The organism is Bradyrhizobium sp. LMG 9283 (assembly GCF_045571415.1).
In the GTDB taxonomy this organism is placed as follows: Bacteria; Pseudomonadota; Alphaproteobacteria; order Rhizobiales; family Xanthobacteraceae; genus Bradyrhizobium.
In genome coordinates, this window is sequence record NZ_CP120691.1 from 7836919 (window position 1) to 7861133 (window position 24215).

General features: G+C 64.4%; 22 protein-coding genes and 1 pseudogene. 11 read left to right on the forward strand and 12 right to left on the reverse strand.

The features are described 5' to 3' along the window. Window positions 1–60 precede the first annotated feature (60 nt). A complete protein-coding gene (locus tag P6U29_RS36465; RefSeq protein ID WP_407119532.1) occupies window positions 61–450 on the reverse strand; it encodes a DUF1330 domain-containing protein in 390 nt (129 codons plus the stop codon). A 105-nt stretch (window positions 451–555) separates the two neighbouring features. Between P6U29_RS36465 and P6U29_RS36470 the strand changes: the two genes are divergently transcribed. Next, window positions 556–1491 (forward strand): DMT family transporter, encoded by a 936-nt coding sequence (locus P6U29_RS36470; RefSeq protein ID WP_407114970.1) that lies wholly within the window; start codon window positions 556–558, stop codon window positions 1489–1491. A 257-nt stretch (window positions 1492–1748) separates the two neighbouring features. Then, a complete protein-coding gene (locus P6U29_RS36475; RefSeq protein WP_407114971.1) occupies window positions 1749–2726 on the forward strand; it encodes a Bug family tripartite tricarboxylate transporter substrate binding protein in 978 nt (325 codons plus the stop codon). A gap of 280 nt (window positions 2727–3006) precedes the next feature. Here P6U29_RS36475 and P6U29_RS36480 read toward each other — a convergent pair whose 3' ends face one another. Further along, window positions 3007–4692 (reverse strand): methyl-accepting chemotaxis protein, encoded by a 1686-nt coding sequence (locus P6U29_RS36480; protein ID WP_407114972.1) that lies wholly within the window; start codon window positions 4690–4692, stop codon window positions 3007–3009. A 253-nt stretch (window positions 4693–4945) separates the two neighbouring features. Here P6U29_RS36480 and P6U29_RS36485 point away from each other — a divergent pair, with 253 nt between their 5' ends. The 5 genes from P6U29_RS36485 to P6U29_RS36505 all read left to right on the forward strand — a co-directional run bounded on the left by P6U29_RS36485 (window position 4946) and on the right by P6U29_RS36505 (window position 10896). Beyond that, a complete protein-coding gene (locus P6U29_RS36485; protein WP_407114973.1) occupies window positions 4946–5989 on the forward strand; it encodes a C-terminal binding protein in 1044 nt (347 codons plus the stop codon). Between the two features lie 84 nt (window positions 5990–6073). Next, window positions 6074–7423 carry an ABC transporter substrate-binding protein gene (locus P6U29_RS36490; RefSeq protein ID WP_407114974.1) on the forward strand — a complete coding sequence of 450 codons (1350 nt, stop codon included), beginning with the start codon at window positions 6074–6076 and terminating at the stop codon, window positions 7421–7423. 139 nt (window positions 7424–7562) lie between these two features. Continuing rightward, a complete protein-coding gene (locus tag P6U29_RS36495; protein WP_407114975.1) occupies window positions 7563–8519 on the forward strand; it encodes a carbohydrate ABC transporter permease in 957 nt (318 codons plus the stop codon). Further along, window positions 8512–9411: a carbohydrate ABC transporter permease gene (locus tag P6U29_RS36500; RefSeq protein WP_407114976.1), complete on the forward strand. Its 900-nt coding sequence runs from the start codon at window positions 8512–8514 to the stop codon at window positions 9409–9411. Before P6U29_RS36495 ends, P6U29_RS36500 begins: the two co-directional genes overlap by 8 nt. Before the next feature lie 129 nt (window positions 9412–9540). Next, on the forward strand, window positions 9541–10896 hold the full coding sequence (locus P6U29_RS36505; RefSeq protein ID WP_407114977.1) for an esterase-like activity of phytase family protein: 1356 nt from the start codon (window positions 9541–9543) through the stop codon (window positions 10894–10896). Between the two features lie 577 nt (window positions 10897–11473). Here the strand turns inward: P6U29_RS36505 and P6U29_RS36510 are convergent. The 8 genes and pseudogenes from P6U29_RS36510 to P6U29_RS36545 all read right to left on the reverse strand — a co-directional run bounded on the left by P6U29_RS36510 (window position 11474) and on the right by P6U29_RS36545 (window position 18583). Beyond that, a pseudogene (locus P6U29_RS36510) lies at window positions 11474–12639 on the reverse strand (IS110 family transposase). 195 nt (window positions 12640–12834) lie between these two features. Then, the gene (locus P6U29_RS36515; protein WP_407114978.1) at window positions 12835–13665 is read right to left on the reverse strand and encodes a TonB family protein; all 831 of its coding nucleotides are present in this window, start codon (window positions 13663–13665) and stop codon (window positions 12835–12837) included. Then, the gene (gene exbD / locus P6U29_RS36520) at window positions 13665–14111 is read right to left on the reverse strand and encodes a TonB system transport protein ExbD (RefSeq protein ID WP_407114979.1); all 447 of its coding nucleotides are present in this window, start codon (window positions 14109–14111) and stop codon (window positions 13665–13667) included. Before exbD ends, P6U29_RS36515 begins: the two co-directional genes overlap by 1 nt. A gap of 3 nt (window positions 14112–14114) precedes the next feature. Beyond that, the gene (exbB, locus tag P6U29_RS36525) at window positions 14115–14891 is read right to left on the reverse strand and encodes a tonB-system energizer ExbB (RefSeq protein WP_407114980.1); all 777 of its coding nucleotides are present in this window, start codon (window positions 14889–14891) and stop codon (window positions 14115–14117) included. Window positions 14892–14918: 27 nt separating this feature from the next. Next, window positions 14919–15434: a heme utilization cystosolic carrier protein HutX gene (gene hutX / locus P6U29_RS36530; RefSeq protein WP_407114981.1), complete on the reverse strand. Its 516-nt coding sequence runs from the start codon at window positions 15432–15434 to the stop codon at window positions 14919–14921. After that, on the reverse strand, window positions 15428–15787 hold the full coding sequence (locus tag P6U29_RS36535) for an antibiotic biosynthesis monooxygenase family protein (RefSeq protein ID WP_407114982.1): 360 nt from the start codon (window positions 15785–15787) through the stop codon (window positions 15428–15430). Before P6U29_RS36535 ends, hutX begins: the two co-directional genes overlap by 7 nt. Before the next feature lie 98 nt (window positions 15788–15885). Further along, on the reverse strand, window positions 15886–18237 hold the full coding sequence (locus tag P6U29_RS36540; RefSeq protein ID WP_407114983.1) for a TonB-dependent hemoglobin/transferrin/lactoferrin family receptor: 2352 nt from the start codon (window positions 18235–18237) through the stop codon (window positions 15886–15888). Between the two features lie 124 nt (window positions 18238–18361). Then, entirely contained in the window at window positions 18362–18583 is a 222-nt protein-coding gene (locus P6U29_RS36545; RefSeq protein WP_407119617.1) for a hypothetical protein, read from the reverse strand. On the opposite strand from P6U29_RS36545, the gene P6U29_RS36550 reads away from it, so the two are divergent. From P6U29_RS36550 to P6U29_RS36565, 4 genes are read left to right on the forward strand one after another with little or no spacing between them, the layout of a single operon-like run. Beyond that, window positions 18501–18707 carry a hemin uptake protein HemP gene (locus P6U29_RS36550; protein ID WP_407114984.1) on the forward strand — a complete coding sequence of 69 codons (207 nt, stop codon included), beginning with the start codon at window positions 18501–18503 and terminating at the stop codon, window positions 18705–18707. The genes P6U29_RS36545 and P6U29_RS36550 overlap by 83 nt on opposite strands. A gap of 6 nt (window positions 18708–18713) precedes the next feature. Next, window positions 18714–19667 carry a hemin ABC transporter substrate-binding protein gene (locus P6U29_RS36555; RefSeq protein WP_407114985.1) on the forward strand — a complete coding sequence of 318 codons (954 nt, stop codon included), beginning with the start codon at window positions 18714–18716 and terminating at the stop codon, window positions 19665–19667. Next, window positions 19664–20749, forward strand: a complete 1086-nt coding sequence (locus P6U29_RS36560; RefSeq protein WP_407114986.1) for a FecCD family ABC transporter permease — start codon at window positions 19664–19666, stop codon at window positions 20747–20749. The genes P6U29_RS36555 and P6U29_RS36560 overlap by 4 nt, the downstream gene beginning before the upstream one ends. Next, window positions 20746–21546 carry a heme ABC transporter ATP-binding protein gene (locus P6U29_RS36565; protein WP_407114987.1) on the forward strand — a complete coding sequence of 267 codons (801 nt, stop codon included), beginning with the start codon at window positions 20746–20748 and terminating at the stop codon, window positions 21544–21546. Before P6U29_RS36560 ends, P6U29_RS36565 begins: the two co-directional genes overlap by 4 nt. A gap of 141 nt (window positions 21547–21687) precedes the next feature. On the opposite strand, the gene P6U29_RS36570 is transcribed toward P6U29_RS36565, so the two are convergent. Beyond that, the gene (locus P6U29_RS36570) at window positions 21688–23370 is read right to left on the reverse strand and encodes a mucoidy inhibitor MuiA family protein (RefSeq protein ID WP_407114988.1); all 1683 of its coding nucleotides are present in this window, start codon (window positions 23368–23370) and stop codon (window positions 21688–21690) included. 159 nt (window positions 23371–23529) lie between these two features. Further along, on the reverse strand, window positions 23530–24138 hold the full coding sequence (locus P6U29_RS36575; protein WP_407114989.1) for a response regulator transcription factor: 609 nt from the start codon (window positions 24136–24138) through the stop codon (window positions 23530–23532). Window positions 24139–24215 lie beyond the last annotated feature (77 nt).

Sequence of the window (24215 nt, forward strand, 5' to 3'; positions counted from 1 at the left end):
CCCGCTCGCGCTACGCGCGATCGACCCTCCCCCTCCAGGGGAGGGTAAGCAAATCCGCGCCTACTTCGCCCTGAACTTGCTGTAGGCCTCGCTTGTCGCGATGATGACGTGCTCGGCGCAGGCGTTGACGCGATGGGGATCGGCTTCACGCTCGTAGGCTTCCGACGTCATCATGTCGAGAAAGGCCGAGACGGACGGATAGTAGACCAGCGCGACGAAGTCCCAGTCGTTGCCCGCGTGCGGGCCGAGTGCGACCGCCTTCGCTTCGCCGGTCCAAAGCAGCGTGCCGCCGCGCGCCCTGATCATCGGCACCGTGATCGCGCTGTAGCGCAAGTAAGCGTCCCAGCCGGACCCATTGCCATCGCGCGAGCGCGTATGGAAACGCATCAGGTTCAGCATCACCACCGGCGCATTCGGTTCGAGCCGCTCCAGGCCCTCGATGTTCAACATATTAACCGCCAACGGCACCTCCTCAGCTCATGCGCGCATTGTAGCATTGCGGCCCTGTGACTTGTGTCATCACGGCAATCCGGCGCAAGCTTGCATGCAACGCCCATGACGATCGCTTCGCCCGCGCCACCGACCGCCAGTCCGGCCAGTCGGCTCAACAACCAGCCTTATCTGCTGCTCAGCCTGAGCTCGCTGTTCTGGGCCGGCAACATCGTGCTCGCACGCCATGTCGGCGCGCATGTGCCGCCGCTGACGATGACCACGATCCGCTGGTTCGGCGTGTTCCTGATCCTGTTGCCGTTCGCCTGGCCGCATCTGAAGCGCGACTGGCCTGCCTTGCGGAAGAGCCTGCCCTTGATGCTGTTCCTGTCGCTGGTCGGCTTTGCCTTCAACAATGCGATCTCGTACTGGGCGATGCAATACACCGAGGCGCTGAACGCGCTGCTGATCCAATCGGCAGGTCCGCTGTTCGTGGCACTGTGGTCGCTGGTGCTGTTCGGCGTGCGGCTGACCGGCGCGCAGCTCGGCGGCATCGCGATCTCGCTGCTCGGCGTGTTGATCATCATCCTGCGCGGCGACCTCGCCGCGCTCGCGAGCATCAGCTTCAACAGGGGTGACATCATGTTCGCCTCCTCGCTGGTGGCGTTTGGTCTCTACTCCGCCTTCATCCCGCGCCGTCCGAAGATCCATCAGCTCTCGTTTCTCTCCTTCACGACCTGCTGTGGCGCGACCATGCTGCTGCCCACCGCGATCTGGGAGGCGGCAAGCGGCCGGGTGCTGCACTTCGACGGGATGACGCTGGCGACGCTGGGCTACATCCTGATCTTTCCCTCCACGCTCGCCTATCTCTTCTTCAATCGCGGCGTGGCGCTGATCGGGCCGAACCGGGCGGCGCCGTTCTTCCATCTCGTGCCGGTGTTCGGCTCGGCGATGGCGATCCTGCTACTGGGCGAAAAGCTCCAGCCGTTCCACCTGATCGGCTATGCGCTGGTGCTCGCCGGCGTCGTGCTCGCATCGCACCAGGGCTCGGCGGCGAAGTAATTCCGCTGAGCGGATTTCACCTCTCGTGTCCCGGACAAGATGCAGCGCGCCAGCGATGCATCGCAGAGCCGGGACGCAGATTCCCACAAGCGTGGGCCCCGGCTCAGCAGCGCATCGCTGAACCGGACGATGCTTCGCATCGCCGGGGAAGCGCTGCGCTGCGTCCGGGGCACGAGAGGTGGGCAAACTCATGCCTTCCGATTTCGTCGAAGAGAAGCTAGGTTCCCCGCCAACGAAAAAAGAGGGAACGACCAAACATGCTTTCAGCGTTGATTCGAAACCTGCGCACCGTCGGCGCGGCCGCACTTTGCCTCGCCGCAGCATCCACTGCTCAGGCCGACACCTATCCCAGCCGCAACATCACGCTGGTCTTGCCGTTCGCGGCCGGTAGCGGCACCGACACCACGACGCGCCTGATCTCGCAGCATCTGTCGCAGGCGCTCGGCGTCGGCATCGTCATCGAGAACAAGGCAGGTGCCAACGGCATGCTCGCCGCGACCTACGTCGCGAAGGCCGCCCCCGACGGCTACACGCTGCTGGTGACGACCAACACCACGCATTCGGCTAATCCCTATCTGCTCAAGAGCCTGACTTACGATCCGGTCAAGGATTTCACCCCGATCGCCCGCACCGGCGATCTGCCCTTCATGCTGGTCGTCAACCCGGACCTTCCGGCCAAGTCCGTCGCCGAGCTCGTCGCTTACGGCAAGGCCAATCCAGGCAAGCTGAGCTATGCCTCGGGCTCGTCGGCGGCGATCGTCTCGGGTGCGACCTTCGCGCACAATGCCGGGCTCGATCTCTTGCACGTGCCCTACAAGAGCTCGCCGCCGGCGCTCAACGACGTCATGGGCGGCCGCGTCTCGATGATGTTCGTCGACATCCTGACCGGCCTGCCCCACGTCAACGGCAACGCCCTGCGCGCGCTCGCCGTCACTACCAAGGAGCGCTCGCCGTTGGTGCCGCACCTGCCCTCGATGCAGGAGGCGGGCGTGCCGGATTTCGACATCTCGTCCTGGCAGGGCTATTTCGGCCCCGCCGGCATGCCGAAGGAGATCGTGACGCGGCTCAACACCGAGATCCGGAAGATCGTCGAGAAGCCGGAGATCAAGGCGCAGCTCGCCACGCTCGGCATGGACGCCTTCTCCGGCACGCCGGAGGAGCTCGGCACCTTCGTGAATGAGCAGCTCGTGCTGTGGGAAAAGCTGATCACCAACGCGAAGATCGAGAAGCAGTAGGGCGGGTCCCTGCGTCCCGGACAAGATGCAGCGCGCCAGCGATGCATCGCAGAGCCGGGACCCAGACTGCCGCAAGCATGAGCCCCGGCTCTGCAGCGCATCGCTGAAGGAGCGCTGCGCTGCGTCCGGGGCACGATATCCCTCCGCACTCTGCGTCATGGCCGGGCTTGTCCCGGCCATCCACGCATATCCACATGTGAGGTGCCTAAGAACGTGGATGCCCGGGACAAGCCCGGGCATGACGGCGGAGTAGATCGAAGTGTCGGTGCACGCGCGAAAACTACGCCGCGCGCACCTTGGCGAGGAAGTTGTCGACAGCGCTGCGCAGCGCGCCGGACTGGTTGTCCAGCTCGCGGGCATTGGAGAGCACGTCGGTGGCAGCACTGCCGGTCGCTTCGGCGGCGGAGGTGACGCTGCCGATATGGGCGTTGATCTCGCTCGAGCCGGCCGCGACCGACTGGATGTTGCGCGCGATCTCGCGGGTCGCCGCGCCCTGCTGCTCGATCGACGCGGAAATGCCCGCGGTGATCTCGCTCATCTCGGCGATCGTCTGGGTGATGCCGGAGATGGCCGCGACCGCGTCGCTGGTCGAGGTCTGCATCGCCGCGACCTGGGCGGAAATCTCCTCGGTCGCCTTCGCGGTCTGATTGGCGAGCGCCTTGACCTCGGAGGCGACCACGGCGAAGCCGCGGCCGGACTCGCCGGCACGGGCCGCTTCGATGGTGGCGTTGAGCGCGAGCAGGTTGGTCTGCGCCGCGATCGAGTGGATCAGCTTGACGACCTCGCCGATCTTCTCGGCGCCTGAGGAGAGCACCTGAACGGTGGCGTTGGTGCGCTCGGCGTCGTTGACGGCGCGGCTCGCCACTTCGGTCGAGCGCGTGACCTGGCGGGAGATTTCCGCAACCGAGCTCGACAGCTCTTCGGCGGCCGCCGCGACCGTGCCGACATTGCCGGAAGCCTTTTGCGAGGCAGCACCGACCGTCGCCGCACGCGATGAGGCGTCGCTGGCGCTTGCGGTCATCGACTGCGCCGTCGTCTGCATGCCGGCCGCGGCCGAGGAGACCGAGCGGACGATGCCGTTGACGCTGCGTTCGAAGTCGTTGGCGATCTCCTCCATCGCGCTGCGACGTTCCGCCGCGGCGCGCTCCTTGGCATCGGCCTCGGTTCGCTCGATCTCGCGGATGCGAACGGCATTGTCCTTGAAAATCTGCACGGTCGAAGCCATCGCGCCGACCTCATCGCCGCGACCGACACCGGGGATGTCGCCTTCAAGCTTGCCGTCTGCCAGCTCCCGCATCCGAGTGCCGAGCAGGGCGAGCGGAGCGCTGATGCTGCGACCGATCAGCCAGGCGACGCTGCCGGCAACGATGACGATGCCGAGCATGGCAAGGCCGAGCAGCCAGTAGACCGGCCCCATCTTCTCGTCGATGTCCTCGAGATAGGCGCCCGTGCCGAGATACATGTCGAAGCCGGGGATGGCGACCGCGTAGCCGAGCTTGCGGATCGGCTTTGGCTGTCCGGGCTTCACATATTCATAGAAGAGCAGGAGTTCGCCGTTGGCCTTGACGCCGTCCATGATCTCGCGGGACAGCTTGCGGCCGTTCGTCTCCACGTCCATGCGGTTCTGGCCGATCTGCTTCGGATCCGGCGCGAGCTGCGTGATGCCGTCATAGGTGGTGCCGAACAGATAGCCGGAGCCCTTGTCGTAAGTCATCGCGTTGCCGTAGCGACGCAGGTCCGCGAGCGCGGCGTCCTTGGTCATCTCGCCTGCATTGACCCGCTTCATCAGCGTCGCGGTGTAGTTGCGGGCCAGCTCGACGATCGCCTTGGTCTGGTCGATGCGCGCATTCACCATCTCGCGCTTCATCAGATAGCCGGCGATAACACCGGAGACGCTCAAGCCGAACAAGGTGACGCCAACAAGAATGCCCAGCTTGGGCGCGATCTTCAGATTGCTCAACTTCACGGTGATAGCTCCGGCAAAAAGGGATACGGGGCACGCGAGTGAATCGGTCGAAATTGAATCAACTGTTAGTGTTCGACCCCTTAGCAAGTTACTTACGAGCCTCCGTAGAAGCCCTGACGACGCCGACAAAACCGGCAATATTCACCGGTCCGGACAACCGTCAATTGTACGCACGCGTCGGGATTTCGCGTAAAAGACGCAAAGGCCCGCCACGAAGGCGGGTCACAACAAGAAACCAAATCGGGAGCAGGACATGCCGAAATACAGGGTGGTGACGCCGAAGGGTGCGAGCTTCACCGTCGCGGGCAGCGATTATTCCTATGAGCGCGAGGCGCTCGATCCGATCGATGCCGAGATCGTCGAGGCGCCCGCCGACGAGGCCGGGTTCATCGCCGCCGCGAAAAATGCCGACGCCATCTATGCCAAGGGCATTCCGATCACCAAATCGATCATCGACGCGCTGGAGAGCTGCAAGGTCATCACGCTCGGCTCGGTCGGTGTCGACAGTGTCGACGTCAAGGCCGCCACCGCCCGTGGAATTCCCGTCACCAACATCCCCGACACCTTCATCGAGGAGGTCGCCGACCACGCCATGATGCTGCTGCTCGCGGGCTTCCGCCGCCTGGTCGAGCAGGACCGCATGGTGCGTGACGGCCGCTGGGCCGAGGGCCGGCCGGCGCTGCTCAAGATCCCGAGGCTGATGGGCCAGACGCTCGGCTTCATCTCGTTTGGCCGCGTCGCGCGCGCGGTTGCGAAGCGCGCCGCACCGTTCGGCCTGCGCATGATGGCCTACGATCCCTTCATCCAGGAAACGCTGATGTACGACCACGGCGTGATGCCGGCGACGCTGAACGAGGTGCTGTCGCAATCCGACTTCGTCTCGATGCACGCCCCGGCGAGGCCGGAGGTGCACCACATGCTGACCGAGAAACACTTCCGGCAGATGAAGAAGGACTCGATCTTCATCAACACCGGCCGCGGCGCCACCGTGGACGAGGAGAGCCTGATCAAGGCGCTGCAAGAGGGCTGGATCGCGCATGCCGCCCTCGACGTACTGGAGCAGGAACCGCCCTCGCACAACAATCCCCTGCTCGGCATGGAGAACGTGACGCTGACCGCCCACGTCGCCTCGGCCTCGGCACGGTTTGACGAAGCGCGCAAGCGCCGGGTGGGCTACGAATTGTCACTGGTACTTCAGGGCATGTGGCCGGTAAGCTGCGTCAATCCGTCGGTGCTGCAGAACACCGCGCTCCGCCGCTGGCAGCCCGTCAGCATGGATCGCGGACCGAACAGCTAGGCGGGCCGGCGTAAAACGCCGACGACCGAAACGGCCCTTCACCGGCGATCAACGCCGGGAAGGGAACACCATAGGGAGGTACTGATGAGGAACGACATCACACGTCGTGATGCCTTGGCGCTGGGCCTGTCCGCTGCAACGCTCGCGGCCACCGGTGCTGCAGCGCAAACACCGACATCAACGATCAAAGCCGCCGACGTTGCGGCGCCCAAGCTGCCGATCGAAAAGGGCGCATCCTTACGCATGCTGCGCCCGGTGCGCTTCGTCCAGGCCGACGAGGACGTGTTCCGCGCGAATGCAGCGAAGTTCACCAAGGAGACCGGCGTTGAGGTGAAGGTCGACTTCGTCGGCTGGGAAGACATCAACCAGCAGACCGCGGTGACTGCCAATTCCGGCGCCGGTCCCGACATCATCATCGGCTTCTCCGACGCGCCGCACATTTATATCGACAAGCTGATCGAGCTGACCGACGTTGCCGACTATGTCGGCAAGCGTTATGGCGGCTGGCTGCCGCTGGCGCAGCGCTATGGCAAGAAGAACAAGAGCGAGTCCTGGATCGGGCTGCCGTTCGGCGCCACTGCGGGTCCCCTGATCTACCGCAAGTCCATCCTGCAATCGGTCGGCTTCGACAAGGTGCCGGAAGACCATGCCGGAATCGTCGACCTGTGCCAGAAGCTGCACAAGGCCGGCAAGCCGGCCGGCTTCGCGCTCGGCAACGCCAAGGGCGACGGCAATGGTTTTGCGAACTGGGCTCTATGGTCGCACAATGCCGCCCTGCTCGACGAAGAGGGCAACCTCACCATCAACAGCAAGGAGACCATCGCCGCACTGAACTGGGTGAAACAGCTGTACCCGACCTTCATCGCCGGCACGACGTCGTGGAACGACGTTAGCAACAACCGGGCCTACTCCTCGCAGGAGATTTCCCTGACCGCCAACGGCGTCTCACTGTATTTTTCGCTGAAGAACGATCCGGCGACCAAGGCGATCGCCGACGACAGCGAGCATCAGCTGCTGCCGAAGGGCCTGGCCAAAGTCTCGCCGATGGCAGGTCTGACGCTGAACGCCATGGTGTTCAAACACAGCCAGTACCCTAACGCGGCGAAGGCCTTCCTGCAATTCATGCTGGAGAAGGACCAGTACGAGCCTTGGCTCAATGCCAACTCCGGCTATTGGTCGCAGCCGCTCGCCGCCTATGCCGATGCCGCTGTTTGGAAAGGCGACCCCAAGGTCTCGATCTTCAAGGATACGATGAAAAGCACATACTATGACGGCTACAAGGGACCGATCTCCACGGCGACGGGTGCGGTCAGTGCAGACTACGTGCTGATTCAGATGTGCTCTGCCGTTGCGACCGGCGCGGCCACGCCAGAGGCCGCGGCCGCGGAAGCCGAGCAGCGCTGCAAGCGGTACTTCCGGCGGCAGGGCCGGTAGGACCCCCGACGAGACAGCCGTCATTGCGAGGAGCGGAGCGACGAAGCAATCCAGACTATCAACCTCGGAGACAGACTGGATTGCTTCGCTTCGCTCGCAATGACGGTGTGGTAACGTTCAACGACTGGACAACAAGCTGATGTCCGTGACCACCCTCTCCTCTCCCGCGCTGGCCCAGCGGCAGCCGAACTGGCTGGTGCGGCTGTTCGATTACAAGCCGTTCCTGATCGTGATGTGCCTCGCCCCTGCGATCGGACTGCTCACGGTCTTCCTTACCTATCCGCTCGGCCTCGGCGTATGGCTGGCCTTCACCGACACCACGATCGGCCGGCGTGGCATCTATGTCGGCCTCGAGAACTTCCAGTACCTGCTCACCGATTCCCTGTGGTGGAACGCAGTGTTCTACAGCGTCGTCTATACGGGAATCGCGACGTTCGGGAAGTTCGCACTCGGCTTCTGGCTCGCGCTGCTGCTCAACAACCATTTTCCATTCAAGAGCGTGCTGCGCGCCATCATCCTCTTGCCCTGGATCGTTCCGACCGTGCTGTCGGCGCTGGCGTTCTGGTGGATCTACGATCCGCAATTCTCGATCATATCCTACCTGCTGGTCGACGTGCTGCATTGGCGCAGCGACAACATCGACTTCCTCGGCTCGCCCTGGCCGGCCCGCTTCTCGCTGATCGCCGCCAATATCTGGCGCGGCATTCCCTTCGTCGCAATCTCGCTGCTGGCGGGGCTGCAGACCATCTCGCCCTCGCTCTACGAGGCTGCGATGCTCGACGGCGCCAGCGCCTGGCAGCGCTTCCGCTACATCACCTTTCCGATGATGATGCCGATCCTCGCCATCGTCATGACCTTCTCGATCATCTTCACATTCACCGACTTCCAGCTGGTCTACGCCATCACCCGTGGCGGCCCCGGCAACTCGACCCATCTGCTGGCGACGCTGGCGTTCCAGCGCGGCATCGCCGGCGGCGAGCTCGGCGAAGGCGCCGCGATCGCGGTGTCGATGATCCCGTTCCTAGTGTTCGCGACGCTGTTCTCGTATTTCGGCCTGGCGCGCCGCAAATGGCAGCAGGGAGAGAGCAATGACTGATACAGTCGCACGAGCCGCTGTCGCCGACGCGAAGGGTGCGCCCGACACGATGGCCTGGGATTCCGGGCTGCGGCGGCTGATGATGATCTATCTGCCGCTCGGCTGCTTCGTGCTCATCCTGCTGTTCCCGTTCTACTGGATGGCGATCACCTCGTTCAAGCCGAACGCGGAGTTGATGAATTACAAGGAGCACAATCCGTTCTGGATTTCCTCGCCGACGCTGGCGCATATCAAGCACCTCCTGTTCAACACCGCCTACCCGCATTGGCTGTGGACGACGATGCTGGTGGCGATCGGCTCGACCACGCTGTCCTTGATCGCATCGACGCTCGCCGCCTACGCCATCGAACGCCTGCGCTTCCGCGGCAGCCCCTATGTCGGCCTCGGCATCTATCTCGCCTATCTCGTGCCGCCGTCGATCCTGTTCATTCCGCTCGCCACCGTGGTGGTGCAGTTCGGCCTGTTCGACTCGCCGCTCGCCCTGATCCTGGTCTATCCGACCTTCCTGGTGCCGTTCTGCACCTGGCTCCTGATCGGCTATTTCAAGTCGATCCCTTATGAGCTCGAGGAATGCGCGCTGGTGGACGGCGCCACGCGGCTGCAGATCCTGCGCCGGATCACGCTGCCGCTCGCGGTGCCCGGTTTGATCTCGGCCGGCATCTTCTCCTTCACACTGTCCTGGAACGAGTTCATCTACGCGCTCGCCTTCATCCAGAGCGGCGCCAACAAGACCGTGCCGGTCGCGATCCTGACCGAGCTCGTCACCGGCGACGTCTACCAATGGGGCGCGCTGATGGCGGGATCATTGCTCGGCTCGCTGCCGGTTGCGATCTTCTACTCGTTGTTCGTGGACTACTACGTGTCCTCGCTGACCGGCGCGGTGAAGGAGTAGCCTCGCTCTCTCGCCCCCTCTCCCCTTTCTTACGGGGAGAGGCGAAGAGCGCTGCGGCGTTTGGTCCGGCTTCACAATACTGCAACATGCGATCCGCATAAGGCGTGCGTCCGCCAACAGGAGACGCACATGCGCGCGACTTTTCTCAGCTCCGTCGCAACGATCATTCTCACCGCGAGCACCGCGCTCGCGCAGAGCGAAGGCGAATTCCCGGCCAAGCTCGCCGGCCACGTGGTGATGCCGGCCGAGTCCTTCATCGAAGCTCCGGCCGATGCCCCTGCCGATCTCAAGACCTCCGGCAAATACACCACTGGCAAGCGCGTCGACGCGGTTGGCACCGTCATGGGCAAGTCCTATGAGCGACTGACCGGCGTGTCGTTGCCGTTCAAGGGCCAGCCACTCCAGGGCCATTCCGGCATCAAGACCATGCCCGACGGCGGCTTCTGGGTCATCACCGACAACGGCATGGGCGCGCGCGCCAACTCGCCGGACTCGATGCTGTACCTCAACCGCTACAAGATGGATTGGGCCGGCGGCAAGATCGAGCGGCTGGAGACCATCTTCCTGCATGATCCCGACAAGAAGGTCCCCTTCCGCATCGTGCACGAGGACACCCAGAAGCGCTATCTCACCGGCTCGGACTTCGACACCGAAGGTTTCCAGATCATTGGCGACATCTTCTGGATCGGCGACGAATTCGGTCCCTATATTCTGAAGGCGGACAAGACCGGAAAAATCCTCGGCGTGTTCGATACGGTTGCGGATGGCAAGCCGGTGCGCTCGCCGGACAACTGGGCCGTCGCGACGCCCGGCGCACCCGGCGCGACCTACAGCAACGTCAATCTCCGCCGCTCCAAGGGTTTTGAGGGGTTCGCCTCGTCGAAGGACGGCAAATTCCTTTACGGCCTGCTCGAGGGGCCGCTGTGGGATGCCGAGAAGAAGGACTGGGAGAAGGTCGATGGCAAGGAAGCTTCCCGCATCCTTGAATTCGACGTCGCCGCGGAGAAATTCACTGGCCGCTACTGGCAATATGTATTCGAGCAGAACGGCAACGCTATCGGCGACTTCAACATGATCGATCAGGCCTCCGGCCTCGTCATCGAGCGCGACAACGGCGAAGGCACGGCCGACAAGGCTTGCCCGCAAGGCACCCGCGGCGAGAATTGCTTCCCGGATCTCGCCAAGTTCAAGCGCATCTACAAGATCGAGCTGACCGACGCCAATGTCGGCAAGCCCGTGCGCAAGATCGGCTATGTCGACCTGATGAAGATCAGGGATCCCGACAAGAAGGCGAGGAAGCCGCTCAACGACGGCGTCTACACCTTCCCGTTCTTCACCATCGAGAACGTCGATCGCGTCGACGACACCTACATCATTGTCGGCAACGACAATAACCTGCCGTTCTCCTCCAGCCGCGATCCCAATAAGGCCGACGATAACGAGTTCGTGCTGCTCGAGGTCGCGGATTTCCTGAAGGCGAAGTAAAATTCTCTCCCTCTCCCCGCTAGCGGGGAGAGGGTCAGAAAACAACAACGGCGCCTGTCCTTCGTCATTGCGAGCGCAGCGAAGCAATCCAGACTGTCTCCACGGAGGGATTCCTGGATTGCTCACATGGGGATTTGATGTGTCAAGATTTATGGTCAGCTCTTTGTTCGATTGCAGGCCAGCTCTTCGTCCCGACCGCGGAACTTTTCGGATGGCGCGCGCAGATCAGGTCAAGACCGGCCCGTGAGGGCCGCCGCGAAGCGGCTTGGTCTTGACCTGAGCGAGCACGCCTTCAGGCTCGTTAGGTCGGGAAGTGCGGCGTGAACTACTCCTATGGTTGGCGATCCAAGGGTCGAGCCGGTTTTGGCAATCTGGTTTGCATGCCAGATCAAACTCACATTCGGTCGTTGCGCGGTGGCGACTGCACCAACATTCCGCTTGCGGCGGGCAGGCTCGAGAGGACGAGACCCTTCTTCGTTACGGCGTTTGAAGCCATGCAATCCATCGGTTCGTCCACCCGGATCGGCCGAGGCTGATCAACCTCGGCGGATTGGTTTTGAGGCTGAGAGGCGTGGTGTCAGGCGCCGGGCTTCACCACGGCTCCCTCGATCACGACGCCGGCGGTCACGTATTTCCACAGGGCCACGAGCAGCTTGCGCGCCAGCGCGACGATTGTGCGCTTGCGGCCGCGCTGGCTGTTGGCCTTGAACCACTGGGTCAGAGCCGATTGAGGCTGGTGACGTATCCACAGCCAGGCGAGCTGGATCATCGTGGTTCTCAGGCGCGGATTGCCGGCCTTCGACACGCCCTGCTCACGCTCAATGCCGCCACTGCGCCATGGCGTGGCCGCAAGACCGGCATAGGACGCAACCTGGCGGCGGTTGGTGAACTGACGGTGGAAGGCCTCCGACCAGAGAATGGCAGCAAAGTTCGGGCCCAGGCCCTTCAAGTCGAGCAGCATCGCGACCGGGTTCGATGCAGCCTTCTCGCCTGCTGGTCGGCTTGCAGCCAGCAATGCATCCTGCTCGCGCTCTACCGCCGCGATCTGGTCAAGCAGAAGTTCGAGCCGGTCGAGCTCGCGGCTGATCTGCGCCTTCAAATGCGCCGGCAGCAGCCGCCCGTCCCCGTGCGCAAGGCCTCGAGCCGCGTCCGTCGATCGCGCCGCAGCGGCACGTAGTCGAATATCCCTTGCGCAAACAGAACACCCTTGATCCGGTTCACATGCACGATCCGCTCCGCGATCAAGGTCCGCCGCTCCCGGCAAAGCCTGCGGCGGTCCTCTTCTTCCGGAGAGGGGGCAACGACCATCGCGCAGACCCGTGGCTCGCCGCGCTTGTAGGCCAGAAGCGACCGCAACAGCGTCTCGCCGTCCAACCGGTCCGTCTTGGCCCGCCGGCGCCGGCGCGGCGTCGCGATCGAGGCCGGATCGACCACGTAGCTCTCGACGCCCTCCGACTGCAGAGTGCGGTGAAGCCAGAACCCATCCAGCCCCGCCTCCTGGATGGTGATGATCGGATATCTCTCGCCCGTTCGCGCCTGGGCCTTACGCTTCAGCGCTGCAAAGAGCTTCAAAAGCTCCGCAATAGCGCCGGCCTTCACGCTGTGTTTGGACATCTTCTCGCCCTTGCCGGGCGACAGCGATGTAACCAGCCATGTCGAACGGCTCAGTTCCAATGACACAAAAATTGCGCCAATCTGCGTCCGGATAGCGGCCAGTCCGTCGGAAAGATGATCGAGCAACATCGCTGTCTCCAGGTTGAGTGCTTCAGCAACCTCAGTCTGGCCTCAGACCCGGTCGCTATCCACTCCCCATGGAATCTTCGCTGCGCTCGCAATGACGAGGATAGAACTTCATTCCCACGTTCGCGATGAGGTGGCGGGGACGACCCCCTCACACCCTCTCCCCGTCAGAGCGGGAAGAGGCGTGAAAGAGCATCGTCACCTCACCGTGAACTCCACCGGGATCGTAAAGCTCATCGACCCGTTCTTGATCTCATCCGGAAACGGCGGAAACGGCGAGGCCTGACGGACCATGGACATCGCCTGAGCGTCGAAGGCGGCGATGCCGGACGTGCCGCTGACGCGGCTGGATGTGACCTGCCCACTACGGGTAATCGTAAAGCTCAGTCTCGAGATGCCGCGCTGACCGCCGCCTCCGGACGGATATTGGTGAAAACGCATCAGATGCGCGCGGACGCGTTGATTGTAGGATGCGATCGCGGAGGCCATCGCACCCGCACTCATGGCCGATGCCATCGGCGCCTCGCGCTCGGCGCGCGGCGGCGCGCTGGTGCGCGGCGCGGGCGTTGCCTCCGACGGCTTCTTCGCCTCGCGGCGAACCACCTTCGGCTCCTCAGGCGCGGTCTTTTCGACTGGCACGATCTTAGCGGGCTCCGGCTTGGCAGGTAGCGGCTCCCGCTTCTGCTCAGGTGGCGCGACGACGTCCGGCTGCTCCTGCGGCGGCGTCGGCGCAATGGTCTCTTCGACGGTTTGCTGCTGCACCGGCTCCGGCGGCGAGGCATCTGCCTCCTGCATCAGCGGCCCCGGCGCGACATTGTCCAGCGTCGGGTGCGGCGCCGACGTCACCGGCGACATGTCGATCATGATCGCCGGCAGGCTGACGCCCTGCTCCGGCTGCCACCTGAGCCAGCTCGTTGCAAGCAGCGCGGCAGCCACATGCAACACCACCATCACGGCCGCCGAGACGCCCCAGCGCGCGCCCTCGCGTTCGCCGAGCGGCTCGTGCAGGGCGAAGGCGTTCGCGGCCATCAGCTGCGTCCGTCGAGGCCGACGAGCGCGACCTTGAGATAGCCGGCATTGCGCAAGGTGTTCATCACCTCCATCAGGTCGCCATACGAGACGGCCTTGTCGGCGCGCAGATAGATGCGCTCGTCCTTGCGGCCCTTGGTGGCGGCGTCCAGCGAGGTGCTGAGCGCGTCCCGAGCGACGATGTCCTCACCCACTGCGATCGAAAGGTCCGGCTTGACGGTGACGAAGAGCGGCTTGTCGGGACGCGGCGCCGGTTCGGCCGCGGTTGCCGGCAGATCGACGCCGATGTCGACGGTGGCAAGCGGCGCGGCGACCATGAAGATGATCAGAAGCACCAGCATCACATCGATGAACGGCGTGACATTGATCTCGTGGGTGACGTCGAGATCGTCAGTGGCACCGCGCTTGAGCGGCGATGGCGAACGTGCGCCGAGCTTCGCGGCCATGGCCTACTCCGCCGCCCGGGCCAGACGGAAATGGCCGTGGTCGCGCTGGCGGCTCACCAGCAGCATCAGCTGCGCCGAGGCGTCGCCGAGCAGAGCGCGGTAATTGGCAATGCCGCGGACGAGATGATTGTAGATCACGACCGCCGGAATCGCGGCGACGAGACCGAGCGCCGTCGCCAGCAATGCTTCCGCGATGCCGGGCGCGACGACCGCAAGGCTGGTGGTGTGGCTCTCGGAGATGCCGATGAAGGAATTCATGATGCCCCAGACGGTGCCGAACAGGCCGACGAAGGGCGCGATGGCGCCGATGGTCGCGAGCACGCCGGTGCCGCGCGCGATCTGCCGCGACATCGCCGCCTCGACCCGCTCCAGCCGCAACGCGATCCGCTCCTGCAGGCCGTCGTCGAGAATGCCGCCCGAAAGCTCGGCCTCCCTGGCGCAGGACTGGATCAGCTGCGCGACCGCGTCGCGCGCGTCGCCGGCCCGTGCGGATGCCTCTGCCAGCGTCATGTTGCCCTCGAGGGCGCGCGTCCGCTGCAGGGCGAGCGAGCCCTTGCGGCGCAGCTCGATTGTCTTGGCGAGCCACACCGTCCATGTCATCAGCGAGGCGATGGCGAGCCCGACCATCACAATCTTCACGATGATGTCGGCGCTGACGAACATGCCCCAGGGCGACAGATTGCGCGGCAACAAGGCTTGGTCGATCGCGAAGGCCGGGGTCGGCGCGAAGGCCAGTGCGATTGTTGCGATCACGTGCCGAAGCCTGGATTTGCCTTGCATCCTGATCTCCCGACAGACAGAGATGAGCTACGCTACCGGCTGCACCGCGACCCGCTCAGCAAGCTGCCGGAACCGCGTCAATTGGTCCACCCGCAGCGCCCGGGTCTCGTCGCGACCGACGAAGATCTTGAACATGACGCCGCCATCGGCGTTCACGAACGCGACGAAGGCGGAGGTCTTGCCCATGAAGGGCCGCTCGACGAAGGCGACACCTGCGCAGCGCTCATGGCGAAGATGGCCGTGCAATCCCTTCGGCTGCATCAGGTTGAAATAGCCGCGGCCGATCTCGCCCGCGGGAATTGGACCCGTGAACTCGAAGATCGCATCATCCGTATGCACGATCAGCGTGACCTCGCCCCATTCCGCAATGTCCTGCATGACGGCAGCAAAGTGCTCGCCGCCCCCGATGCGCATCATGGACGGCGGCAGCGCCTCGATCACCGTGCGCGGGGTCACCTTGCGCTCGCGCGCAACGTCCTCGATCACCGCGCCGGGATTGTCGGCCATGTACGCCTTGAGATCGGCGAGATCGGTGCTCAACACATCCGGCTCCTCTCGTGCATCATTGCAGCCGCGGCCTTGCGCTCGCTCTGGATCACCTCAAAGCCCTCGAATTTTGGATGGCCGAGATACAGGCTCTCGCCCGTCCTGTTGTCGGCACGGGCGTGGGCGCGACGGAATTCCTCCGAGCGAGTCCACGCTTCGAACGCCGCCTTGTCGACCCAGCTGGTGTGCGACGAATAGAGCGTGTGGTCCTCAGCCTCCGGACCCTTCAACAGATGAAACTCGACGAATCCCGGCATGCTGCCGAGATAGGATTCGCGGGTCGCCCAGACGGTCTCGAACGCGGTCTCCGCGCCCTTCTTCACCTGAAAACGATTCATAGCGATGAACATGAAAGTCTCTCCTTGCTATCAAGACGAAAACGCGCCGAAGCCGCGCTAGAGCATCAGCGCGGCCCGGCGGAGGTTGTGGTGTTGCGGCGCCCTCCGGCTTACGCACCTCCAAAGTGGATCTTCATGCCGGCCTTGTAGACCCTGCCTGGACCCGGGCTCGACCACAGCACATCGTTCTGCGACGTGCCGTCGGTCGAGCTGCCGGGAATGGCGTAAGGCCGGTAGTACTGGTTCAAGAGATTATCGATCGAGGCCGAGAACACGATGTCCCTGGTCGCGTTGTAGGTCAGGTAGAGGTTGACCAGCTCGTAGCCGGTCGCAGGAAGATAATTGGCGGGCACGTCGTTGTTCGGACCGAACGAAGCCCACTGCGCCGTCAGGATCAGCGTGCGATCGAGCAGGCGGACGCCGCCGGTCGTGACGATCTTGCGCGGGGTGATGGTGGCGAGCCCGATATTGGTGGCGACGTTCTTGCCCTGGATGTAGTGACCTGCGATACCGATGAACCAATTGCCGGCATCGTACATCGTCTCCGCCTCAAAGCCCTGGATGCGGGCCTGTGCGATGTTCTGGTACTGGTAGTACTGGCTGAACGAGCCGAACGGCGGCACTGGGACAGGCGCCGAAGCGACAAGGTCGATGTAGTCACTGACATCGTTGCGGAAGAGATTGATCTTGCCGCGGAACGAGTCGTTGGCGCTGAAGATGTTGTCGTACTTCAGGTTGATGCCGATTTCCTTGTTCTTGCCGACCTCAGGACGAAGGTTCGGATTCGGCAGGAAGCAGAACAGGCCGACCGTGCCGTCAGGACAGGGGAAGAAGGCCGGTCCGCCGCCAGTCGCATGCGCGCCGGAAATCACCGTCTCAGTGATCGATGGAGCGCGGTAGCCTTCGGCATAGCTGACATAGGGTTGGAAGCCCGGCACCGGCGTGACGCCAACCGTGATCTTCGGCGAGAAGCGGTCACCGCCGGTGCTGGTCCTGCCGGAATCGAGGTCGTAGCGGTCATAGCGGATCGCGCTCACCGCCTCGAACCAGGTGCTGTAATTCTGCTTCAACTGAACGAAACCGCCCGACACGGTGCGGATACCGCTCGGCGTGGTGATGTTGGAATTGCCGCGGCTGTCGGTCGTGATCACATCGTCCTGGAAGGCGTCGACGCCCCAGGTGACGGCATTGCGCCAGTCGCCGACGTTGAAGCGCGTGGTGTTGTTGACGTCGATGCCGTAGGTATTGAGGACGTAGCCGCGCTTGTCGCCGACGCAGCCCGAAATGTTGTTGCCGAAATTGCCGGCGCCGCAATAGGCGGCGCCCCCGGTCGAGTAGTGATACGTCTTGGTCTGGTCGTTGTCGACGCGATTGCCGTAGACCGACATATGCCAATCGAACAGATTGTCGCTCGGCAGCGAATAGTTCCAGGTGATAGTGCCGGTGTAGTTCTTCGCATCGGAGGCATAGACCGACGAGCCCTGATAGAGCGCGCGCTGCGCCGCCGTTGCCACCGGACCACGGTTGAACTGGCCGATATTGTATTGATAGTCCTGGAAGACGGCGCCGAACTTGACCTCGTGACCGAGCGCCGGACGCACCGTCAGCTTCATCAGCCCGGCCTCGACCTGATTGCCGGTGTTGCCGATCTCGGTGCCGTTGCCGTCCTTGTAGTTGCCTTGCGTGCGGTAGACCGCGCCGCCGAAGATGTCGACATCGGGCGTGGCGCGCACACCGCCGAACACCGAACCCAGGCCGCGATTGTTGTTGGAGCCGTAGGAGCCCGAGAGATCGACGCCCCAGCGCTCGCCGGGGCGCAGCACGTCATCGATGTCCTTGGTACGGAACGAGACCAGGCCGCCGATCGCGCCGGAGCCGTAGATGTTGGCGGTCGGGCCCCGCACGACGTCGACGCCGCCGATCAATTCAGGATCGAGGAAGAAGGAGCCGTTGGCATTGTGGCCGGTGCGCTGGTAGTTCTGCCGCGCGCCGTCGACGACGACAGCGACGCGGCCGAAATCCTGCAGGCCGCGGATGTTGATGACCGTTGCGGGATCGTCGCCACGCTCCTGGAACGACACGCCGGGCACCGCATAGAAAATGCCCGACAGCCGGTTCGGCTGAATCCCCTGGATCTGGTCGAGCGTAATCGAGCTGACAGGCGCGAGCGCGTCGATCGCGCGCTCCTTGGTCTTGGTTGCGGCGGCGGTGATGGTGTCGAGCACCTGAACGGGCGCCGCGCTGCCGGCCTGGGCGCGGGCATTCAGGATTTCCGGCGTTGCTTGTTGTGCGACTTGCGGCTTGGACGGCTTGCGCTTGGCCTGTTTCGGTCGCTCCGAGGACGCGTTGTCAGTCTGCGGTGATGCGGTCTGCGCGAGACTGCCCTCCGCCATCATTGCCGCAATTGAAACCACCGACGCGCCCAAAATCAGGGCGCGCGAATACTTAGCCCCGTCAGCCATATCAGCCCCAGCCTGCACTTCACTTTAGCTTTTTCAGTCTGTTGGCTGGCGCGCGCTCGCAACGCGAGCGACTGGCTGGCTGATTGTCTCAAGAGGCGGGCATGTTCCCCGCTGCAAGAAATGGTTACGTGGCGACACTCTGACGGTCAATGACATCAGGTTGCACTTTATATCGATTGTAAATTGCAACCGTTGGAATGCGCTTCGCGCCGCCTATACAAACAAGCAGTACTTCAAGATTTCGAAGGCGCATCACACCGACAATGTCAGCAACATCAGGAGACAGCAGCGCCAGCGCGGCAGGACCGGCACAAAGCCCTTCCGCAACAACGCGAACTCTCACCATGCGCGGGAGCCGGATCGACAGCCGCGAGCTGTTTGCGGCTGAGCGTGAGATCATCATTGCGCATGGCGAGGACAGCTATCGTCTCCGCTTGACCTCGCAGAACAAGCTGATCCTGACGAAGTAGATGGCAATGACATTTTGTCGCACGTCCATCAATCTCCTGCTCTCCGGCACGATCGCACTCGCGTCTGCCGCGCACGCGGCCGGCATCACCGTGCATGACGCGCGCAATCGCGAGGTCACTGTTGCCGACTTCGCGCGCACGGTCTCGATCGGCGGCGCCATCACCGAGATCCTCTATGCGCTCGGGCTGGAGAGCCGACTGGTCGGCGTCGACACCACGAGCCTTTATCCGGCGGCGGCGCTGCAGGACAAACCCAATGTCGGCTACATGCGCCAGATCTCGGCCGAAGGTGTGCTCGGCCTCAACCCGACGCTGATCCTGGCGATCCAGGGCTCGGGCCCGCGCGAGACCATGGACATCCTGGAGACGGCGAAGGTGCCGCTGGTGCTGGTGCCCGAGACCTTCTCCGAAGAAGGCCTGATCGAGAAGATAAAATTGGTCGGCCACGCCATGGGCGTCGACGCGCGTGCTGAATGTCTGAGCGCCGCGGTCGGTGCCGATCTTGCGCAGCTGCGCGCACTGCGCGCCAAGGTGACGAAGCCGGTGCGCGTGATGTTCGTGATGTCGCTCCAGAACGGGCGGGCGATGGTGGCCGGCCACAAGACCGCGGCTGACGAGATCATCCAGCTCGCGGGGGCGACCAATGCGGTGAACGATTACGACGGCTACAAGAACATCGGCGACGAGGCGATCGTGGCCGCCAAGCCCGAATTCGTGCTGTCGATCGAGCGCGGCAAGGAGTCGCTGCAGGCCGATGCGGTCTATATGCATCCGGGCTTTGCGCTGACGCCGGTCGCAGCCAACAAGAGCTTCATCACCATGGACGGCCTTTATCTGCTCGGCTTCGGGCCGCGGACGGCGGCGGCGGCGCGCGATCTGTCCGTAAAACTCTATCCGGCATTGGCCGACCAGGGTGGCGCGTTCACGTCGGCCCTCTCGGCGGCGAATTGCCGGCAATGAGCGTGGCCGTCGGGATCGAAGCACGGAGCCCGCCACGAAGCGCGGGACGGCGGTTCGCATCGCTCGCAATTCTCCTTCTGCTCGTGGTGCTACTGATCACCATCGTCGTCGCACTGACAGTCGGCGCGGCCGGCATCCCGCTCTCCCGGCTGCCTGCCGCGCTGGGCTTCGCCGGCGAAAGCACTACCATGACGGCCCGCGACCAGCTCGTGCTGTGGTCGATCCGCATCCCCCGGATCGCGGCGGCCGCGATGATCGGCGGCCTGCTCGCCGCGGCCGGCGCGATCATGCAAGGGCTGTTTCGCAACCCGCTCGCCGACCCCGCCCTGGTCGGCGTCTCCAGCGGCGGTGCACTCGCAGCCGCGAGCGCGATCGTCTTCACCGATTCGCGCTTCGGCGAGGCGCTGCGCTTTCTCCAGACCGAGCTGTTGCCGCTGGCAGCTTTTGCAGGCTCGCTGGCGACCACCGCAATCCTCTACGGCATCTCGAGCCGCTCGGGGCGGACCTCGATCGCGATCTTCCTGCTCGCGGGCATCGCCATCACCGCGATCGCTAACGCAGGCATCGGGCTGCTGGTATTCATCGCCGACGACCGCCAGCTCCGCGATATCACGTTCTGGATGCTGGGATCGATGAGCGGCGCGACCTGGACCAAGGCCGCCGTGCTCGCGCCGGTCCTCGTCGCGGGCCTCGCGTCGTGCGCCTTCATCGCGCGCGGCCTCGATCTGCTGGTGCTCGGCGAGGCCGATGCCTTTCACGGCGGCGTCGATGTCGAGCGTTTGAAGCGGATCTCGATCGTCATGGTGTCCGCCATGACCGGTGTCGCGGTGTCGATCAGCGGCGTCATCGGCTTCGTCGGCATCGTGGTGCCGCATCTGCTCCGTCTCATGATCGGGCCGGGGCATCGCCTGCTGCTGCCGGCCTCGGTGCTGCTCGGCGCGATCCTGATGGTCGGCGCCGACACGCTGGCGCGCACCATCGTGGCGCCGGCGGAGATGCCGATCGGCATCCTGACCGCCGCAGTCGGCGCGCCCGTCTTTCTCTTCATCCTGCTGCGGCAGCGCGGGCTTGCCGCGCTATGACGGCCGTAATCGAAGCACGACACTTAGGCAAGCGCGTCGGCCGCGCGACGCTGCTCGATGACGTCGGCCTGACGGTTGCGGCCGGCGAGATGGTCGCCATCATCGGTCCGAACGGCGCCGGCAAGTCGACGCTGCTGCGGCTGCTGTCCGGCGATCTGCGCCCGAGCGCAGGCGAGGTGCGGCTCAAGCAGCGGGGCATCGGCAGCTATAGGCCGCGCGAGCTCGCCGCGCGCCGCGCGATGCTGTCCCAGCACATCAACGTCACCTTCCCGTTCACGGTCGAGGAGATCGTGCTGATGGGAGCAGGCGAGCGCAGCTTGCGCGAGGCTGGAGCGCTCGTCGATTCCGCCCTCGACGAGGTCGGCCTCGCACATTTCCGCGAACGGCAATTGCCGACGCTGTCAGGCGGCGAGCAACAGCGCGCCCATTTCGCCCGCGTGCTGGTGCAGCTCGCCTGCGGCGAGGCCGAGCATGGACCGGGACTTTTGCTGCTGGACGAGCCGACCTCGAGCCTCGATCTGCGTCACCAGATCGACCTCGTCGAAGCGGCGCGCCGCCGCGCGGCCGACGGCGCCGCTGTCATCGCGATCCTGCACGACCTCAACCTCGCGATCCGCTTCGCCGATCGGCTGGTGGTGCTGAACGGCGGCAGGCTCGCCGCCGACGGGCCGCGCGCCGAGGTGGTTACGCGCGAGAGGATTCGGGACATTTTCGAGATCGATGCGGTGGTGCATCAGGCCGACGGCGTGCCGTACGTGCTGCCGCAATCCATGCGGGCGGCGGTGCCACCACAGTGAAGGTGCGCTCCCTCCCCCGCTTGGGGGGAGGGCTGGGGAGAGGGTGTCTCGATAACGAAGACTCCCCCAGAGGATAGAGCCCTCACCCCAACCCTCTCCCGCAAGCGGGAGAGGGAGCGCACCTCGTTCGTGGCTACCAATCTATCCCGCCGGCACGATCACCATGCTCTTGTCCTTCGGCCAACGGACGCGCCAGGCGAAGTTGATGTCGCGGGCTTCGCCGGGCTTGGCGTCGAACGACCATTCCAGCACGCCGCGCTTGTCGCGGATGTTGCTGGCGGTCGGTGGCGTGGTCGCGGGCAGCATCTCGACGACGATGTCCTCGTTCTCGCTGACCGGCAACTGGTCCTCGATCGCGACCTTGATCGGGAAATCATGGCCGTTGCGGATCGTGGTCTTGAACGCGCGCTCGTCAGTCTTCGACGTCGTGACGAGCAGGCCGGACGAGCCCTCGTTGCGCTTGAGCACTGCGCGCTCGATTCTCACCTTGTCGTCAGCACCGAAGCCGAGCCGCACGATGTCGTCTTTGGTGGACGCCGTGATCTTGCCGCGGCCGACAAAGGTGCCGTCGCGATAGATCGCGACCTTGCCGGGCAGCAGCGTCGTATCGTCGGTCTGCTTGAAGCTGGCTTCGAGGAACGCGGTCGGGTCCAGCACCGGCGCGGCGCGTACCGCGAGATCGGCGGGCACATTCACCGAAGCGATACGCAGGCTCGTGGCGCCCTCGGCAGCACCGAGGCTGACGCGGCCGGGAATCTTGAAGGTGGCCTGGAAGTCGCCGATCTCGGCGACGGCCTGTTGCTCATCGGCGCGCTCGCGCGGCTCGGGCGACTCCGCAACCTTGGCAGCGAATGATGGGATTTGCATCTGACGCGCTACGGGAGCGGGCCGCGCCAGATCCGAGGCCGTGCCGAGCGCGAGCGGCTTCGGCACTTGCGGATATTGCGCAACCAGCGAGCTCAGCTCCGGGGCACTGCCGCCGCGGCTGATGCGCACGGTGGAGACGCCGAGCGTCACGTTCGCCCAGTCCTCACCGGTCGACTGCGTGACCTCGGCGCGACGAACGAGTTCGAGCTGCGGCTTGCGATCCTTGGCACCGGTATCGAGCCGGGCATCGTAGAGCGGCACCCAGCGCGCGTTGCGCACGGTGTAGGTCACGCGCAGCGTCGCCTTGGTCGCGGCGGCTGAGGCGACGTCGATCCGTACCTCCAGCTTGCTCGGCGGCTTGGCCGAGCGCTCGGCTTCCAATTGCGCAATCTGGCGGTCAATCTCCCGCTGCTTTCGCGTCGCATCGCGAATTGCGGTGTCGGCGGTTGCGATCTCCTCGGCAACCGCTGCAAAGGCCGCGCGCCATTCGGTGATCGGTCTCGCCTCGCCCTTCTCGCCGAGGCCGGCCGGCGAGGCTTCGGCAAAGTGCTGCGCGAATTTACCTCGCGCGGCAGCCGAGTCGATCGCACCCTGCAAATCGGCGCGCTGGTCCTTCAGCGCTTCGATACGTTTGTCCAGCTCGGAGAGGTTCGCGGGCGGCAGGGCCTTCGGCGGCCGCGCATCGATCGTGCCGATCGTGAGCTTGGCCCCCGCCTCGCCTTCGACGCGGAGGGAAGACGGATCGAGCGAGAGTGGAAAATCCTTGGCGACCAGCGTCGAGTCACCGGAGGCGAGGTCCAACGAAATGACGCGGGTGACGGTGGCGCCGTCGGGGTAGACGGTGACCGTGTCGATCGTCGACGTGGCGTCCACGTTGGCCGCCCATGACGGCGATGCGATGGCCGTGGTCACCAGGACCAGACCCGTGGTTGCCAAATATTTTGCGGTGATGCGCATAAAGTCCCTCCTGCCGGTATCGCCGCGCCGCCAGCCGGACGCGCGATGAAATGCCTCGCCATCGTGGTTGGACGCGGCAGGGAAGGAACTGGTTCGATTGGGGTTTCCGTGGGGCGCCGCCGCGGCGGCACCATGGCCGCGGAACGCTTTGACGTCCCTTTAGGCCTGGGTCGGCGCGCCCCGCCCGAAGATGCGCCGGAGCAGATCGGTCACGTTGCGGGCGCCGGCTTTCTTCAGGATGCTGGCGCGGTAGCCTTCGACCGTCCGGGCGCTCAGATGCATCCGCCGGGCGATCTCCTTGTTGGTGAGACCGGCGGCGAGATGCTCGAGCACATCGCCTTCGCGCTCGGTCAGGGGCTCGCAACCGGGTAGCCAGCATTGCCGGATCGCGGCGGGCTGGGCGAACTCATCGATGGCGGCATCGATCCGGCCGACGATGTCGTGGGTGCGGAACGGCTTTTCGATGAAGTCGGCCGCGCCGCTCTTGATGGCGTCGACCGCCATGGCAATGCTGCCGTTCGCCGAGGTCACCAGCACCGGCGCCATGCAGTTCTCGCCGCGCAGCCGCTTGAGCACCTCGAGGCCCGAGTGATCGGAGGGCAGCTCCAGCAGCACGCAGGCCGGCATCCGCGCCTTTGCTGCGGACAAGAGAGACGCTCCGTCAGCGAAACAGATCACCTCATAGGCGTTCTGTTGGAGCACGGTCGAAAGTTGTTCGCGGGAGGCAGCGTCGGTATCGACGACGAATATCTCACCTTTGGAAAGCATGTTTCCCGGCACGATCCCGATCCAGCAAATGTCCTGGTCAAATGGTCCGAGACGGTAGCCGGCTCTATCGCCCTGCC

Bases quoted from the DNA above. Each gene is read 5' to 3' on its own strand.
- P6U29_RS36515 (WP_407114978.1), bottom strand. From the start codon at position 13,665: ATGGCCGCGAACGCCTTCGCCCTGCACGAGCCGCTCGGCGAACGCGAG.
- P6U29_RS36475 (WP_407114971.1), top strand. From the start codon at position 1,749: ATGCTTTCAGCGTTGATTCGAAACCTGCGCACCGTCGGCGCGGCCGCA.
- P6U29_RS36570 (WP_407114988.1), bottom strand. From the start codon at position 23,370: ATGCGCATCACCGCAAAATATTTGGCAACCACGGGTCTGGTCCTGGTG.
- P6U29_RS36495 (WP_407114975.1), top strand. From the start codon at position 7,563: ATGTCCGTGACCACCCTCTCCTCTCCCGCGCTGGCCCAGCGGCAGCCG.
- exbB (WP_407114980.1), bottom strand. From the start codon at position 14,891: ATGCAAGGCAAATCCAGGCTTCGGCACGTGATCGCAACAATCGCACTG.
- P6U29_RS36565 (WP_407114987.1), top strand. From the start codon at position 20,746: ATGACGGCCGTAATCGAAGCACGACACTTAGGCAAGCGCGTCGGCCGC.
- P6U29_RS36550 (WP_407114984.1), top strand. From the start codon at position 18,501: ATGTCAGCAACATCAGGAGACAGCAGCGCCAGCGCGGCAGGACCGGCA.
- exbD (WP_407114979.1), bottom strand. From the start codon at position 14,111: ATGGCCGCGAAGCTCGGCGCACGTTCGCCATCGCCGCTCAAGCGCGGT.
- P6U29_RS36545 (WP_407119617.1), bottom strand. From the start codon at position 18,583: ATGGTGAGAGTTCGCGTTGTTGCGGAAGGGCTTTGTGCCGGTCCTGCC.
- P6U29_RS36505 (WP_407114977.1), top strand. From the start codon at position 9,541: ATGCGCGCGACTTTTCTCAGCTCCGTCGCAACGATCATTCTCACCGCG.
- P6U29_RS36560 (WP_407114986.1), top strand. From the start codon at position 19,664: ATGAGCGTGGCCGTCGGGATCGAAGCACGGAGCCCGCCACGAAGCGCG.
- P6U29_RS36555 (WP_407114985.1), top strand. From the start codon at position 18,714: ATGACATTTTGTCGCACGTCCATCAATCTCCTGCTCTCCGGCACGATC.
- P6U29_RS36485 (WP_407114973.1), top strand. From the start codon at position 4,946: ATGCCGAAATACAGGGTGGTGACGCCGAAGGGTGCGAGCTTCACCGTC.
- P6U29_RS36490 (WP_407114974.1), top strand. From the start codon at position 6,074: ATGAGGAACGACATCACACGTCGTGATGCCTTGGCGCTGGGCCTGTCC.
- P6U29_RS36535 (WP_407114982.1), bottom strand. From the start codon at position 15,787: ATGTTCATCGCTATGAATCGTTTTCAGGTGAAGAAGGGCGCGGAGACC.
- P6U29_RS36470 (WP_407114970.1), top strand. From the start codon at position 556: ATGACGATCGCTTCGCCCGCGCCACCGACCGCCAGTCCGGCCAGTCGG.
- P6U29_RS36500 (WP_407114976.1), top strand. From the start codon at position 8,512: ATGACTGATACAGTCGCACGAGCCGCTGTCGCCGACGCGAAGGGTGCG.
- P6U29_RS36465 (WP_407119532.1), bottom strand. From the start codon at position 450: ATGTTGAACATCGAGGGCCTGGAGCGGCTCGAACCGAATGCGCCGGTG.
- P6U29_RS36575 (WP_407114989.1), bottom strand. From the start codon at position 24,138: ATGCTTTCCAAAGGTGAGATATTCGTCGTCGATACCGACGCTGCCTCC.
- P6U29_RS36540 (WP_407114983.1), bottom strand. From the start codon at position 18,237: ATGGCTGACGGGGCTAAGTATTCGCGCGCCCTGATTTTGGGCGCGTCG.